The sequence below is a fragment of the Pseudomonas fluorescens genome (assembly GCF_019212185.1).
Classification (GTDB): Bacteria; Pseudomonadota; Gammaproteobacteria; order Pseudomonadales; family Pseudomonadaceae; genus Aquipseudomonas.
Genome location: NZ_CP078138.1, coordinates 3,699,915 through 3,714,686 on the forward strand (window position 1 = coordinate 3,699,915; position 14,772 = coordinate 3,714,686).

Genomic DNA, 14,772 nt, shown 5'->3' on the forward strand with positions numbered 1-14,772 from the left:
ATTGACCGGATTGACGGGCGCCGTGGCGCCCGCCGCGAGTACTCAGCCGACGGTGTAACCGGCGCTGCCGGGACGGATGTACCTGGCAGGCTCCAGGCCGCGTTCCTTCACCAGGCGATCGATGATTTGCATGATGTCCGTGGCGTCCATGACGTTCACGAAGTTGCCGTCCTGGTCGAAGTTGATGTTGGCGCCATAGACCACCATGAAGGTGTCGGTGGGCTCGGTGTTGTCTTCGGGAACCATGAAGGTATGGATCGAGCCGCCCGGCTCATAGAGGTAGCAGCCCGCTGTCTGCGGCTGATCCGGGTACTCGACGTAGTGCCAGCGGCCCGACATCGTGAACAGATGAACAGGGCCGGTGTGGTAATGGCAAGGCAGGCGCACACCGGGCTGGAAGATCACCCGCAACGTCCAGATGCCCAGGTTCGGGTCCAGGTAGAGCGGTTGCACATCAACGCCGGGAAAATAAGGTGCCATGGCATCTTTGTAGATCGGCATCTCGTTGGTATTGAGGGTCAGCAGTTCCTTGTGATCGAAGAACGGTACGGGCATTGGCATTATTGTTTTCCTTTGGCAGGCAATGACGGGTAACGGTTATTACGTCAACGCCATATTGCGATTGTTGCTGGCCAAAGAATTGTCATTTGCCGTCAGGGGTTTGGCATTTGCCGCCAGCAGGGACGCCGTCGCGATGGGCAATTTACCCGCCGCGACCGACGTACGTTGAGCGCGCAGCTCACTCAACCCTTTCGACATCCGGCAGTTTGAAGCTCTTGTCGTTGAGTGCCTCAGTGCCGCCATAAAAACGCATGGCCGGTAACGGTCGCTTGCCGGCCGTTGGAATCCAGTTGCTTTGCAATCCTTCTGGCGGTTTGGGACCGATGTAAATCGTGACGCTACCGTCGGCATTTTTCTTCATTGCATCCAGATCGTACGAGGACAGCGTCGTGCGATTGGTATCGCTGTAGATGAACGACATGGTGTCACGGTTATAAACGGTCAATGCCCAGAACTGCTTGACCGGCATCTTTGCCGGTACATCGATCTTGTAGTTCTGGCCGGCTTCGAGCGGCTTGCCGTTTTTATCCGCCATGGCCATCAGGTATTGGGTGGCCGGTGAATCGCTCAATTCCTTGGGCATATAGGTACACCAGAAGTACTCCGCCGCCCGCCCGATCAGGTCAATGCTGTCAGCGTATTCAAAAGAGAAACGCTTGTTTCCATCGGTCATCAACAGCGAGGCATAGTGGCGATCGGGCCAATAGAACTTGTCTTTGGGCATGTTATCGAACCAGTGTTGCAGGTAGAACCAGGCGTCTATTGCGGCCTGGCGCATGGCTTTTTTTGTCACTTCATCCGGGGCAAACGGCTTGCCTTTCTCAATGCCCAGTGACCGCAGCATCCCGAGCATTACCTTGTCCTGTGGGCGCGCCGGTTCAGTGCTGATCACCGCATGCATATCGGCGAAGTGCCGCTCGTCATAGAAGGGCAGCGTCGGGTACACCTTGTCGATCGGGTCTATGAAGCGCTGCTGCGGGGGATTGCCCGCTTCTGCCAGGTAATACATGCGCAGTTTCTTTGCATACTGATAAGCGTCAGCGGCGCTCTTGCCGGGCGCGCGCACAGAGCGGAAAGCGAGGGCGATTCGATAATTGGGGGAAGGAACGTGAATGTAGCCAGCAGGGACATCGCCGGTATAACCCGGCGGCGTAAACAGCAATTTCCCGCCCTTGCCCTTGTCCAGACCCGACGGGCCAACGTCGGCGATTGTGAGCTGCCACGCATCCACCACCTGCCCGTATACGCTGCCCTCCTCGCTGGCGGCGGGTAACTCCAGGACAACCGGGTCTTTTTGCAGGTCGGTGAATGCCGTGATGTAAGGCGTGCTGCTATTGGCAGTGATGGCCTCCAGTTTCGGCGTCGCCGGCGCCGAGTAGGCAATGATGTCGTTGTCCTTGACCCCCAGGTTGTCAAAGGCTGCGCGCCTGAAACTGTAGATGGCGATCGCCGGCATGTTCCACAGCACGGCTTCGAATGCGCGCTGGTATTTGATCTGGTAGTCGAAGTCCTGAATGGAACTGCGCGACCCGGGAGGCGGTTGGCCGCCCTGGGTTTCCATGCCGTCCTGGGCAAGAACGACCTGGGAGCTGCCCAGCACCGCAATGGACAGGAGGTTGATGGTGATGTTTCTGATCCTGTGCATCCTTTGTACTCCCGCTGTTGGTCCCTGATTGGCAAGTCAGAGGTGAACACTATAGTCAAACGGTAGACCAACGCCCTTTGTGGGGCGACCTTCTCAAACAACCTGCATTTGAAGTGTCAATGTCAGTCATTAACGACCGTCCGCTTTGGGTCGGATAGCGACGGTCTAGCATCGACCTCGATTCCCAGGTATCTGACGGTGCTTTCAAGCTTCGTATGACCAAGCAGAAGTTGGACAGCTCTCAGATTCTTCGTCCTGCGATAGATCAGCGATGCCTTGGTTTTTCGTAGCGTGTGAGTACCGTACATGGCAGGGTCTAGGCCAATGGCTGTCACCCACGCTTTGACTACTCGAGCGTATTGTCTGGTGACCACGTCTGAATGCTGGACGATCATCTTTAAGGAGTGACCATGTACGACTACGCAATTCGTTTTGAGCAAGATACCAACGGCGTTGCTGTCTTCTGTCGAGACCTGCCAAAGCTGAACAGCTTTGGTGATGATCTCGCACACGCAATCCGCGAAGCAGATGACGCGATAGCGACCACACTCTCTATGTATGTAGATGATCGCGAAGCCATTCCTGAAGCAACTCCACCAGAAGATGGAGAACATGTCGTCAATTTGCCCGCTGCCACGGTTGCGAAGATTACTCTTTGGAACGAGATGATGAAGCAAGGCATGCGCAAAGCAGACTTATGCCGCGCACTTGGTGTTCACCAGGCACAGGGTGATCGCCTTGTAGACTTCCTGCATACCTCGAAAATGGAACAGCTGGAAGCAGCTCTTCACGCACTTCAAACATCGATCCGCGTTAGCCCATCCGAACCAGGCTGGATAGATCTTCCATATGGCGGCGGTATGGGTGGCCTATACATCGATCGATTGGTGGACGTATTCCACGAGGCTGCCGTAACTGAAATGCCAATCGGCAAAACCAAGGAAGGACTTGTGAAAGTCAAGCGCTATTCGCTGGATTTCATCCTACGCTCGCGCTACGCACGACAACCAAACACGATGCAGGCGGTAGATGCTGTTCTTGACCAGATTGTCGCGTCCGGTCGCTTCCGTCGCTCGTCAATGAAGGATCCGGTAACGGGAAAACCCGTTGAAAGCATCGCATTGATCGAATAGGTGCGAGGCTAATTCCCCCTGCTTACACCGAGCTCCTTACCAGCGTCGACACCCTTTTGCATCGATCTCGCCGCTCCAGTCTCGCGCCACCCCACAAGCATGTGAGATTAGGGCGCGCGGGCTGCCGGTGTTTTCCCGTAACTGAACTTGCCGGCTTTTCAGTGTCCAGGCCTTCCGCGAGGCTGAACTGGCTGCAGTAAATGGTTTCGAGGGCCGGATTCGAACCGACAACCTTCGGGTTATGAGCCCAACGAGCTGACCGCTGCTCTACCACACATCTGAAACGAAAAAGCCCAGCACGATGGCTGGGCTTTGTTTCAAAGTACTGTCCTGTACGCCGCTAAGCGGTACTAATGATTCTACGTTAGCTGTCCGAAACAAAAGCTATAACAACGTACTTTTGATTCGGATCAAGACCAGCAGGTAGCTTAGAGGTGGTACCGATATACAGACCATGTGCCCCCGCAGCGCCATCGCCGGATGTCACATCGATAACCACGTTGTCAGACAGATTATGGTACCAGTCCTTATCCGACGCCACGGCTCTTTGCTCGGCAATCCCAAAGGTAGGCTGAGGATAACCATCTGGAACAATTACTTGAAATTTCAGTTTGCCATTTTCTGGCGTGTTCCAGTTCGGAAAATTATCTGAGCTTCGGTACTTCTGTTTTACTTGCGGACCATAGCTGGCGGTGACTGCACTCATAATCCTGAAATTACTCATCTGCGTTCCTTCCATCCGTGTTGATGAGATGGAAATACTAGTTAGAGCTTTCTAAAATACAAGTGAGGCGGTCTCAATATTTCAGAGAATAAAGCGTATCTAAAATTTTGCACTTAAAAAGCAGTCTCAATAACTCAGAGTTCAGCAGTGAAAGAAAAACAAGAACCCCAATGAATCCATTGACTTATTATATTTAACTCAACTGCATTCAGCCGGACGTCAACCTTACGCCGTCAGGTGAAGGCTTGGCCGAGGCCATCACGTAGTGATTGCTGGATGCGCGCAAACTGGAAGCCGTAATACTGGTATCGGTCGATCCGCCCGTTCGCCACATGGCCCGGGTTAGTTCCTGTCGCTGCATCGCGACACCTTGCGGCTCGGCCACGACGTATACCGCACGGTACGCGCCGCTCAGCGGCTCGGCGAATGCCGACAGGGAAAACAGGACAGGCAGGCGGCGAGCGCCCCTACCAGAGTCGCCACACCTATGCCTCCATGATGCTATCCGCTGGCGAGAATCCAATGTGGGTAGCCAAGCAACTTGGCCACAAAGACCGGACCATGATCGCCAAGGTTTATGGTCGCTGGATGCCCTCCGCGGATGTAGGAGCCGGAGGGCGAGCCGAGGCACTTTTTGCCGGTAATGCCAGCGTTATGACAACATCTCCTCTAGACGACGCGGTTTAAGTCGAATCGATCCAGGTTCATCACCTTGCTCCACGCCGCCACAAAGTCCCTGATGAAACTTTCCTCGCCATCATCGCTGCCATAGAACTCCGACAGCGCGCGCAATTGCGCGTTGGAGCCAAACACCAGGTCGACCCGGGTACCGGTCCATTTCACTGCACCACTCTTGCGGTCTCGCGCCTCGAAGGTTTCGCCGGTGCCCGAGGTCGGTGTCCATTCCACGCTCATGTCCAGCAGGTTACGGAAGAAATCGTTGCTCAACACCCCCGGGCGCTGGGTGAAGACGCCGTGGGCTGTTTGCCCGACGTTGGTATCAAGCACGCGCAGACCGCCGATCAGCACGGTCATCTGCGGGGCGGTCAGGGTCAGCAACTGCGCCTTATCGATCAACAGCGCCTCGGCCGACACCCGATAGCGGCCCTTGAGGTAGTTGCGAAAGCCGTCGGCAATGGGTTCCAGAAAGCCGAACGACTCGACATCCGTCTGTTCCTGGCTGGCGTCCATACGGCCCGGCGTGAAGGCCACTGTCACGTTGTGGCCGGCATTTTTCGCGGCCTGCTCGATCGCGGCACTGCCGCCGAGCACGATCAGGTCGGCCAGGGAGATTTTCTTGCCACTGGCCTGGCTGTTATTGAACTCGCGCTGGACGTTTTCCAGTTTCCCCAGCACGTTGGCCAGTTGCTCGGGCTGGTTGGCTTGCCAGAACTTCTGCGGCGCCAGGCGCAGGCGTCCACCGTTGGCGCCGCCGCGTTTGTCCGAACCACGGAAGGTTGAAGCTGCCGCCCAGGCCGTCGACACCAGTTGCCCCACCGTCAGGCCCGAAGCGAGGATTTTGCCTTTGAGCACGGCGATGTCCTGATCATCGACCAGCGCATGATCCAGCGCCGGGATCGGGTCTTGCCAGAGTAACTCCTCATCAGGCAATTCCGGGCCGAGGTAGCGTGATAGCGGCCCCATGTCGCGGTGGATCAGCTTGAACCAGGCGCGGCCAAAGGCATCGGTCAGCTGTTCTGGATTCGCCAGGAAACGTCGAGATATTTCTTCGTAGACGGGATCGAAGCGCAGGGCCAGGTCCGAAGTCAGCATGGTTGGGTTGTGTCGCTTGGACGAGTCATGGGCGTCGGGAATGATCCCGGCGCCGGCACCGTCTTTCGCCGTCCACTGGTGCGCTCCGGCGGGGCTTTTGCTCGGTTCCCATTCGAAGCCGAAGAGGTTTTCCAGGTAGTTGTTGCTCCAGCGGGTCGGCGTGGTTGTCCAGGTCACTTCCAGGCCGCTGGTAATGGTGTCGGCGCCCTTGCCGCTGCCGAACGTGCTCTTCCAGCCCAGGCCCTGGGCTTCCAGGCCGGCGGCTTCCGGCTCGGCACCGACATGGTCGGCGGGGCCGGCGCCGTGGGTCTTGCCGAAAGCGTGGCCACCCGCAATCAGCGCTACGGTTTCTTCGTCGTTCATTGCCATGCGCGCGAAGGTTTCGCGAATGTCCCTGGCCGAGGCCACTGGATCAGGATTGCCTTCAGGACCTTCCGGGTTGACGTAGATCAGGCCCATTTGTACCGCGGCCAAGGGGTTTTCCAGGTTACGCCCCTGGTCGGTGCGACTCTGTTCCTCGCCATGCAGGGCGGGCTCGGCCACCAGGGGACCATCGCCGGGTGGCTGGGTGATCTGCTGATCCTTGCCATAGCGATTGTCGCCGCCCAACCATTTGCTCTCCGAACCCCAATAGACATCCTCATCAGCTTCCCAGACATCGGCGCGACCACCGGAAAAGCCGAAGGTCTTGAAGCCCATGGACTCCAGCGCCACGTTACCGGTCAGCACAATCAGGTCAGCCCAGGACAGGTTGCGCCCATACTTTTGTTTGATCGGCCACAGCAGCCGGCGCGCCTTGTCGAGGCTGACATTGTCCGGCCAACTGTTAAGCGGGGCGAACCGTTGCTGGCCGGACCCTGCTCCACCGCGCCCGTCAGCGGTGCGATAGGTGCCGGCGGCATGCCAGGCCATGCGCACGAACAGCGGCCCGTAATGGCCAAAATCGGCTGGCCACCAGTCCTGGGAGTCGGTCATCAGTGCGGTGAGGTCGCGCTTGACGGCCTCGAAGTCGAGTTGCTTGAAGGCCTGGGCGTAATCGAAGTTCGGATCCAGAGGATCGGACAGCGAGGAATGCTGGTGCAGGATGTGCAGATTGAGTTGGTTCGGCCACCAGTCGCGGTTCGTCGTGCCACCGCCAGCCGCGTGATTGAACGGGCATTTCGATTCAGTTGCCATGTCAAATTTACCTCGGGTCGGGTTCATCCGGCTGGCGGGCCCGCCTTGTGAACGTCGATCCGGGTGGGCTGCCGTCAATGCACGATTCAGGCTAGCCCCGGGTCCCGAAGACAGCAAATAGGCGCAGTATTCCCCGATAATAGAGAGATTCTCTTATTCCAGGTGCGCGGTCGAATCAGCCTTGATCGGCCACCAGACCCTGTTCGACTGCATTGGCGATGATCTCCTGGGCCGGAACGTTGACCCAAGTATGGCCATCGATATCTCCCGCCGCTTGCAACCAGTCACCGACCATCTGATAGCCCAGCGAGTAACCCAGCCATTTGGGCTGGTCGCTGCCGCCAAAAAACCAGGCATTGTGATCGTAGTAGCTGGACTCCAGCGCCTTGAGCCCAGCCGGTGCGTGCAGTAAGTGCTCGCGGGCGATGGCCTGTTCCCAGGGCTCCGGCTCGCTACCGAGCAAGTGCCGGACAAACTGCCCGGCCAGCCCCTCGCTGACCAGCGCCTCGCCCAGCGTCCAGCCATATCCCGGCCCGCCCATGCGCAAGCAGTGATGGACCTCGTGCACGATATGCCGATGCAGCGCACCGTCACGCAGGCTCGCGGGGAAATTCGGGTTATCCGGATCGAGCGTCATACTGAACATGCTGCTGCGGTAAGCCCGGCCGACCAGGCCCATTTCCGGCAGCGCTTCGCCGGGCAGGCACTGGACCAGGATATCGAGGCGCGGTGGCGCAATCAGCGTCGCAATGCTCTGGTGAGCGGCGGCAAATGCATCGCTCACCTCACTGCGCACCTCGGCCAGGCTACCGCCGGCTTCGAGCCAGTGCAGGGTCCAAGCGTCCATGCCGACTTCGCCAGCATCGTCGCGTACAGGTGAAGCGGACGGCGGCAGAGTCTGCGCCATTGGATTACCTCCTTGTTGGATCGAACGGGTTTTATAGCATGGTGCCTCCTACAGGCACTATCAGCTACGTCCGACAGAGCTGTACGCAACGGCAATAGCTACTGACAAATCCCCTGTGACGCTCAGTTGTAGCAGCTCCTCAGACTGCTCATCCTCACCGCCCCTGCCTGTGTTTTTTGCCTCTTGCCAAACAGTATCCAAGTGGATACATTGAGGGCCTGTGACTTACGAAATCCAGCAAACCCATACCTTCGCTGACTGGCACCACTCACTCCGCGACCTGCGCGCCAGGATCGCCATCGGCCGGCGAATAGACCGTGCCCATACCGGCAACCTGGGCGATACAAAATCCGTTGGGGAAGGCGTATCTGAGATGCGCGTGGACACAGGTGCGGGCTACCGGGTGTATTTCATCGTACGCAATCGAGTCGTCATCGTCCTGTTGGCCGGTGGTGACAAGTCCTCACAACAGACCGACATCCAACTGGCCAGAAAACTGGCAAGGGAGTTTTGAAAATGAGCCAACTGCTGACGCCCTTTGATATGGCTGCATTACTCGACAGCGACGAAGCCATCAGCGAATACCTGACCCAGGTACTCGCCGACGGCGACCATGAAGAATTCCTCCGCGCGGTCGGTTACGTCGCCAAGGCCCGTGGCATGACCCACGTCGCCAAGGCCTCGGGCATGGGCCGTGAAAGCTTGTACAAAGCGTTTGCACCTGGGGCCAAGCCACGCTTCCATACCGTACTCAGGGTGATTCACGCGCTGGGTATCGATCTGTGCGCCCAACCCGGGCATCCGTCCGACACTCCGGTTCTGGTGTAACGGTGCCTGCTTGCCAACACAGCAAGCGGGTACTCGATCACTCCAACCCTTCCTCCAGCAGCGCCCTTCTCACTGCCGGCCGCTGATAAACCCGTGCATACCAGGCCTCCAGATGACGCAAGCCGTCAAAGTGAATGTCGGCCTTGTACCAGGAGCGCAGCCACTGCGCCTGCCCCCAGCCAATCAGCGCGAACAGGTAGGCGTCGGCCACGCTGAACTGCTCACCCAGCAGGTACGGACGCTCCGCTAGTTGTTGGTCAATCCAGGCAAAACGCTGGGCCAGTTTGGGCTTGACGGTGTCCACATACTTGCCCGCCAGACCGGCGTAAAGCAGTGGAATAAAGCCCTTGTGAATCTCCGACGTCAGAAAGCTCAACCATTCCTGCAGGCGATAACGCTCGAGTGTGCCCTGGACCGGGGCCAATCCGGCGTCCGGCTGCAAATCCGCCAGGTACTGCACGATCACCGGGCCTTCGCGAAAGCGTGTGCCGTCATCCAGTTCGAGGATCGGCACATAACCCAGCGGATTGACATCGTAGTAGTCGCCCCCGCCTTCCACGCGGTGCTGGCGGTGATCGACCTTGAGCAAACTGACGTCCAGTCCCAGCTCATGGATAACGATGTGGGGCGATAGCGAGCAACTGCCGGGGATGTAATAGAGCTTCATGACCCTCTCCTGAAATGTCTGAAGCGCTATTCTTGTGGATCAGGTATATAAACGGAAGAAGGCACTTTTTTATCATCTAGGTACATAAAATATACCTAAACCAAGAGGCGACGCCATGAAACATAACGTGACCGGTTGCTCGGTTGAAGAAGCCATGCGCTTGCTGGGTGGTCGTTGGCGCCTGCTGCTGGTGTCGTACCTGCTGGAGGGGCCCAAGCGCTTCAATGAACTGCGTCGGGATGTGCCAGGCATTTCCCAGCGAATGCTGACCCTCGACCTGCGTGCCCTGGAGGAAGTCGGGCTGATCAAGCGCACGGTCTACCCGACAGTGCCGGTCAAGGTCGAGTACGAGTTGACCGAAGACGGCAATCGCATGCGCCCGGTGGTCGACGTGATGCAGGAGTTTGGTGTCTGGCTCAAGCAAAGCGGGCGGGCGCGAATGCCAGAGGCGTGACGCCTATTGACCCTGAAAGGTCTGCAGATAGGCCAGCAGGTTGTCGATTTTTTCCTCGTCGCTCAAACCCCAGAAAATCATCCGGGTCCCGGGCACCACAGTCTTTGGCGCTTCAAGGTAGGCCACCAGGGTTGGTCGGTCCCAGACCAGGTTGGCTGCCTTCATCGCGTCCGAATACTGGTAGTCAACGGTGCTCGCGGAGTGGCGGCCAATCACTCCGTTGAGCTGCGGGCCAAACGAGGCACGGGCCGCTTCGCCGATCTGATGACAACCGCTGCACATGCGCTTGAACACCTTTGCCCCGGCCTCGACATCACCCGCCGCGGCGGGCAGGCTGAAAACGGCCAGGCTGAGCATCCAGGCCAAAGTGAGGGGAACGGTGTATTTCATCGGCAGTTTCCAGATCGAGTCGGGCGCGGGCGCCATTGGAACATGCAGTCGGTGATCCGCCCAGCCTCGGCTGAGATTTCCTGGGCAACAGCCGGCCGTCCTGCTGCTCAAGGAAGAACAATCGAATTTCGTATACCCTATAAGCACCTCATTCTGAAGATTTGCCGCCGTGACCCAATCCAGACTTAACGCCCCCGACCTCGGCAACACGCCGTCGACTTCGGAGATCATCACCCGCCATCTGCGCGACGCTATCGTCGCCGGGCATTTCGCCGAAGATGAGCCGATTCGTCAGGATGACATCGCCCGCCAATTCAACGTCAGCAAGATCCCCGTGCGCGAGGCCCTCAAGCGTCTCGAAGCCGAGGGGCTGGTAATGTTCCAGCGCAACCGCGGGGCGATGGTTACGCGTATATCCGACGCCGAACTGGCGCAGATGTTCGAGGTGCGCATGCTCCTCGAAGACAAAGTGCTGCGCCTGGCCATTCCCAACATGACCGAGGCCACCTTCGCCCGTGCCGAAGCGATCTGCCAGGAATTCATCGGCGAAGACGACGTCGGACGCTGGGCCGAACTCAACTGGGAGCTGCACGCCTGTCTCTATGAGCCGGCGCAACGGCCGTTCCTGGTCAGCCTGATTCGCTCGGTCAACGACAAGCTGGAGCGCTACCTGCGCATGCAGATGAGCTTGTCCGCCGGCAAGGATCGCGCCGATCATGAACACCGGGAAATCCTTGCGGCCTGCCGCGCCGGCGATGTCGACCTGGCGGTAAAACTGCTCGACGAACACATCGCCGGCGTCTGCCAGACACTTTTCGAGCACCTGCCCCACGCCCACTGACTGTGCTGATTTCGTCATCGACGTCAGATAAATCCATCAAGCCGCCACCCCCCTCCCCGGGCCACTCTTTCGTTCACTTATCTGAACGGACGTGGCCCTCCCATGAAACGCATCACCGTGATCGACTCCCACACCGGCGGCGAACCTACCCGCCTGGTGACCGCTGGTTTTCCTGACCTGGGCACCGGCAGCATGGCCGAGCGTCGCCAACAGTTGGCCGAGCAACACGATCAATGGCGCGCCGCCTGCGTACTCGAACCTCGCGGCAGCGATGTGCTGGTCGGTGCCCTGCTCTGCGAACCGGTGGACCCGAGCGCCTGTGCCGGGGTGATTTTCTTCAACAACACCGGTTACCTGGGCATGTGCGGCCACGGCACCATCGGTCTGGTGGCGTCGCTGGCGCACTTGGGCAAGATTGGTCCCGGCGTGCACAGCATCGAAACCCCGGTGGGCACGGTCCAGGCGACCCTGCACGAGGACCATTCGGTGAGCGTGCGTAATGTCCCGGCCTATCGTTACCGCAAGGCCGTCGAAGTGCAGGTCCCGGGCGTCGGCCAGGTGGTTGGCGATATTGCCTGGGGCGGTAACTGGTTTTTTCTGATCGCCGATCACGGCCTGCGGGTCGCCGGCGACAACCTCGACGCTCTCACCGCCTACACCTATGCCGTGCAACAGGCGCTGGAGGTACAGGGCCTGCGCGGCGAAGACGGCGGCTTGATCGACCATATCGAACTGTTCGCCGATGACCTGCAGGCCGACAGCCGCAACTTCGTCCTGTGCCCGGGCAAGGCTTACGACCGCTCCCCGTGCGGCACCGGCACCAGTGCCAAGCTGGCGTGCCTGGCTGCCGATGACAAGCTGCAACCCGGACAGCTGTGGCGCCAGGCCAGCGTGATCGGCAGCGAGTTTGAAGGCTCCTATGAATGGCAAGGCGAACGGATCATCCCGACCATTCGCGGCCGCGCGTTCATCAGTGCCGAAGCCAGCCTGATCATCGAACAGGATGATCCGTTCGCCTGGGGTATACGCCCATGACCGAGGGCCTGGTGGCCGATGTGATCGTCATCGGTGCCGGCATCATCGGCGCCACCTGCGCCCAGGCCATCGCCCGGCGTGGCCTGCGGGTGCTGGTGCTGGACGCCGGGCTGCACGGGGCGACGGCGGCCGGCATGGGGCATTTGCTGGTACTCGACGACAACCCGGCCGAACTGTCCCTCAGTCAATACTCCCTGCAGCGCTGGCGCGAGATGGCGCCGAAATTGCCCGACGCCTGTGCCTACCGCAGCAACGGCACGCTGTGGCTGGCGGCCAATGCCGAGGAAATGGCAGTGGCCCACAGCAAGTTCCTCAACCTGCAGGCCCAGGGTGTGGCCTGTGAACTGGTCTGCGCTAACGCCCTTCGTCAGCGCGAGCCGCAATTGCGGGAAGGTCTGGAGGGCGGTTTGCTGATCAACGGCGACGGCATTCTGTATGCGCCGGCCACCGCCCAGTGGATGCTCGCCACACCGAACATAGAGCAGCGCCGAGCAAGGGTCAGCGAAGTCGATGGCAACCGCGTGCGCCTCGAAGACGGCGAATGGCTGCGCGCCGAAGCCGTGGTACTGGCCAATGGCATCCAGGCCACCGACCTGTGCCCGGAGCTGCCGATCGAGCCGAAAAAAGGCCACCTGATGATCACCGACCGCTATCCCGGATTGGTCAAGCACACCCTGGTGGAGCTGGGGTACGTCACCAGCGCCCACAATGCCAGCGGCCCCTCGACCGCGTGCAACATCCAGCCGCGACCGACCGGGCAACTGTTCATCGGCGCGTCACGCCAGTTTGGTACCACCGATCCGGAGGTCGAAGGCTGGATGCTCGCGAAAATGCTCAAGCGCGCCGCCGAGTACATGCCCGGCCTGGCCCAGCTCAACGGCATTCGGGCCTGGACCGGCTTCCGCGCCGCCAGCCCCGACGGCCTGCCGCTGGTGGGTCAACACCCGCAGCGCAAGGGCCTGTGGCTGGCGGTCGGGCACGAAGGACTGGGCGTGACCACCGCCCCCGGCACTGCCGACCTGCTGCTCGCGCAACTGCTTAACGAAGCTGCGCCGCTGCCCACCGAGGCCTATTTACCGCAACGTTTTCTTGGGGAGCCGCTGTATGCCTGAATTGACCCTTGATGGCCGCGTCCTGCGCGTCAACGCCGGCACCAGCGTCGCCGCCGCCCTGGCCCTCGGCGGCGATGGCTGCAGCCGCACCTCGGTCAGTGGACAGCGCCGCGCACCGCTGTGCGGCATGGGCATCTGCCAGGAATGTCGGGTGACCATCGACGGCCGTCGACGCCTGGCCTGCCAGACCCTGTGCCAGGACGGCATGCACGTGGAGACCCGCCCATGATCGAGTACGCCGACCTGCTGATCATCGGTGCCGGTCCCGCAGGCCTTGCCGCTGCCCTCGCCGCCGCCCCCAGCGACGCGCGCATTGTGCTGCTCGACGACAATCCGCTGGCTGGCGGCCAGATCTGGCGCGACGGTCCCCAGGCCAGCCTGCCCGCTCAGGCCCGTCGCCTGCGCCAACGCATGGCGGCGTGCAGCAATATTCGCCATCACGCGCAGACCCGAGTCATCGCCTGTGTCGCGCCGAAACAGCTGCTGGTGGAAAGCCCCGAACAAGGCTGGCAGATCCGCTACGACAAACTGATCCTGTGTACCGGCGCCCGCGAGCTGCTGCTGCCCTTCCCCGGCTGGACCTTGCCTGGGGTCACCGGCGCCGGTGGTTTGCAGGCCTTGATCAAAGGTGGCTTGCCGGTACAGGGCGAACGCCTGGTGATCGCCGGCAGCGGCCCCCTGTTGTTGGCCAGTGCCGCCACCGCAAAAAAACACGGCGCTCAGGTCCTGCGCATCGCCGAGCAAGCCTCCCGTGGCGCGGTGGCCGGCTTCGCCGCGCAACTGCCGCGCTGGCCGGGCAAGTGCCTGCAGTCGCTGCGCCTGTTCGACCCTCACTACCGCACTGGCAGCCACGTGCTGGCGGCGCTGGGCAGCGATCGCCTCGAAGGTGTGCGCCTGCTGCAGCAAGGCAAGATCGTCGAACTGGAATGCCAGCGCCTGGCCTGCGGCTTTGGCTTGATCCCCAATATTCAGCTGGGCCAGGCCCTGGGCTACGCGCTCAATGGTCAGGCCCTGGCCGTCGATGCCTGGCAGGCCAGCAGCCTTGCCGATCACTTTGCCGCCGGTGAATGCACCGGTTTCGGTGGCAGTGAACTGGCGCTGGTGGAAGGCGCGATTGCCGGACACGCCGCTGTCGGCGATCAGCAGGCCGCGCGCCAGTTATGGTCACGACGGGCGCGCTGGCAAGGATTCGCCGACACCCTGAACCAGGCGTTCCGCCTGAATCCCCAACTCAAGGCGCTGCCCGCAGCCGACACCCTGATCTGTCGCTGCGAAGACGTACCCTATGCCGCCCTCGCCGACCAGCAGGGCTGGCGCGCCGCCAAGCTGACCAGCCGCTGCGGCATGGGTGCCTGTCAGGGCCGGGTCTGTGGCGCAGCGTTGCACCATTTGTTCGGCTGGCAACCGGCGGCGCCGCGCCCGCCGTTCAGTCCGGCACGGATCGAAACATTGATGAGCCTGGACGAGACCCCACCCGCCTGATTCCGCCCCGGGACTTTCGGCGATCGCGGTGAGTCACTATGATC

16 protein-coding genes and 2 pseudogenes are annotated in these 14,772 nt (G+C 60.4%); 10 read left to right on the top strand and 8 right to left on the bottom strand.

Annotation, left to right across the window (positions count from 1 at the left end; translation table 11 throughout):
• Positions 1-42: 42 nt before the first annotated feature.
• The 3 genes and pseudogenes from KW062_RS16545 to KW062_RS16555 form a co-directional block, all read right to left on the bottom strand.
• Positions 43-561 carry a 2,4'-dihydroxyacetophenone dioxygenase family protein gene (locus tag KW062_RS16545; RefSeq protein ID WP_105755507.1) on the bottom strand — a complete coding sequence of 173 codons (519 nt, stop codon included), beginning with the start codon at positions 559-561 and terminating at the stop codon, positions 43-45.
• Between the two features lie 178 nt (positions 562-739).
• Positions 740-2,122, bottom strand: coding sequence for a DUF1254 domain-containing protein (locus KW062_RS16550; RefSeq protein ID WP_256350796.1), 1,383 nt, complete (start codon positions 2,120-2,122; stop codon positions 740-742).
• Positions 2,123-2,328: 206 nt separating this feature from the next.
• Positions 2,329-2,580, bottom strand: a pseudogene (locus tag KW062_RS16555) (tyrosine-type recombinase/integrase); the annotation flags it as partial.
• Between the two features lie 36 nt (positions 2,581-2,616).
• Between KW062_RS16555 and KW062_RS29290 the strand changes: the two are divergent.
• Positions 2,617-3,339 carry a type II toxin-antitoxin system HicB family antitoxin gene (locus tag KW062_RS29290; protein WP_327192048.1) on the top strand — a complete coding sequence of 241 codons (723 nt, stop codon included), beginning with the start codon at positions 2,617-2,619 and terminating at the stop codon, positions 3,337-3,339.
• A 364-nt stretch (positions 3,340-3,703) separates the two neighbouring features.
• On the opposite strand, the gene KW062_RS16565 is transcribed toward KW062_RS29290, so the two are convergent.
• Positions 3,704-4,063, bottom strand: coding sequence for a hypothetical protein (locus KW062_RS16565; RefSeq protein WP_105755504.1), 360 nt, complete (start codon positions 4,061-4,063; stop codon positions 3,704-3,706).
• Positions 4,064-4,522: 459 nt separating this feature from the next.
• Here KW062_RS16565 and KW062_RS28950 point away from each other — a divergent pair.
• Positions 4,523-4,750: pseudogene (locus KW062_RS28950) on the top strand (site-specific integrase); the annotation flags it as partial.
• Here KW062_RS28950 and katG read toward each other — a convergent pair.
• Positions 4,733-7,012 carry a catalase/peroxidase HPI gene (gene katG / locus KW062_RS16570; RefSeq protein WP_027618166.1) on the bottom strand — a complete coding sequence of 760 codons (2,280 nt, stop codon included), beginning with the start codon at positions 7,010-7,012 and terminating at the stop codon, positions 4,733-4,735. The pseudogene KW062_RS28950 and the gene katG overlap by 18 nt on opposite strands.
• Positions 7,013-7,187: 175 nt before the next feature.
• Positions 7,188-7,919, bottom strand: a complete 732-nt coding sequence (locus tag KW062_RS16575) for a DUF2268 domain-containing putative Zn-dependent protease (protein ID WP_256350797.1) — start codon at positions 7,917-7,919, stop codon at positions 7,188-7,190.
• A gap of 220 nt (positions 7,920-8,139) precedes the next feature.
• Here KW062_RS16575 and KW062_RS16580 point away from each other — a divergent pair, with 220 nt between their 5' ends.
• Both KW062_RS16580 and KW062_RS16585 read left to right on the top strand, forming a co-directional pair.
• Positions 8,140-8,433, top strand: coding sequence for a type II toxin-antitoxin system RelE/ParE family toxin (locus KW062_RS16580; RefSeq protein WP_027618164.1), 294 nt, complete (start codon positions 8,140-8,142; stop codon positions 8,431-8,433).
• A 2-nt stretch (positions 8,434-8,435) separates the two neighbouring features.
• Positions 8,436-8,747, top strand: a complete 312-nt coding sequence (locus KW062_RS16585; RefSeq protein ID WP_027618163.1) for an addiction module antidote protein — start codon at positions 8,436-8,438, stop codon at positions 8,745-8,747.
• Between the two features lie 37 nt (positions 8,748-8,784).
• Here KW062_RS16585 and gstA read toward each other — a convergent pair whose 3' ends face one another.
• On the bottom strand, positions 8,785-9,414 hold the full coding sequence (gstA, locus tag KW062_RS16590) for a glutathione transferase GstA (protein WP_105755503.1): 630 nt from the start codon (positions 9,412-9,414) through the stop codon (positions 8,785-8,787).
• Positions 9,415-9,529: 115 nt separating this feature from the next.
• Here gstA and KW062_RS16595 point away from each other — a divergent pair, with 115 nt between their 5' ends.
• The gene (locus tag KW062_RS16595; RefSeq protein WP_105755502.1) at positions 9,530-9,868 is read left to right on the top strand and encodes a winged helix-turn-helix transcriptional regulator; all 339 of its coding nucleotides are present in this window, start codon (positions 9,530-9,532) and stop codon (positions 9,866-9,868) included.
• A gap of 3 nt (positions 9,869-9,871) precedes the next feature.
• Here KW062_RS16595 and KW062_RS16600 read toward each other — a convergent pair whose 3' ends face one another.
• Entirely contained in the window at positions 9,872-10,258 is a 387-nt protein-coding gene (locus tag KW062_RS16600; protein ID WP_105755501.1) for a c-type cytochrome, read from the bottom strand.
• 169 nt (positions 10,259-10,427) lie between these two features.
• On the opposite strand from KW062_RS16600, the gene KW062_RS16605 reads away from it, so the two are divergent.
• From KW062_RS16605 to KW062_RS16625, 5 genes are all read left to right on the top strand, one after another.
• On the top strand, positions 10,428-11,099 hold the full coding sequence (locus KW062_RS16605; protein WP_027618159.1) for a GntR family transcriptional regulator: 672 nt from the start codon (positions 10,428-10,430) through the stop codon (positions 11,097-11,099).
• Positions 11,100-11,201: 102 nt separating this feature from the next.
• Complete coding sequence (locus tag KW062_RS16610; RefSeq protein ID WP_105755500.1) at positions 11,202-12,134, top strand: 4-hydroxyproline epimerase; 933 nt, start codon at positions 11,202-11,204, stop codon at positions 12,132-12,134.
• Positions 12,131-13,246: an NAD(P)/FAD-dependent oxidoreductase gene (locus tag KW062_RS16615; RefSeq protein WP_105755499.1), complete on the top strand. Its 1,116-nt coding sequence runs from the start codon at positions 12,131-12,133 to the stop codon at positions 13,244-13,246. The genes KW062_RS16610 and KW062_RS16615 overlap by 4 nt, the downstream gene beginning before the upstream one ends.
• Positions 13,239-13,475 (top strand): (2Fe-2S)-binding protein, encoded by a 237-nt coding sequence (locus tag KW062_RS16620; protein WP_027618156.1) that lies wholly within the window; start codon positions 13,239-13,241, stop codon positions 13,473-13,475. Before KW062_RS16615 ends, KW062_RS16620 begins: the two co-directional genes overlap by 8 nt.
• Entirely contained in the window at positions 13,472-14,728 is a 1,257-nt protein-coding gene (locus KW062_RS16625; RefSeq protein ID WP_105755498.1) for an NAD(P)/FAD-dependent oxidoreductase, read from the top strand. The genes KW062_RS16620 and KW062_RS16625 overlap by 4 nt, the downstream gene beginning before the upstream one ends.
• The last annotated feature ends 44 nt before the right edge of the window (positions 14,729-14,772 follow it).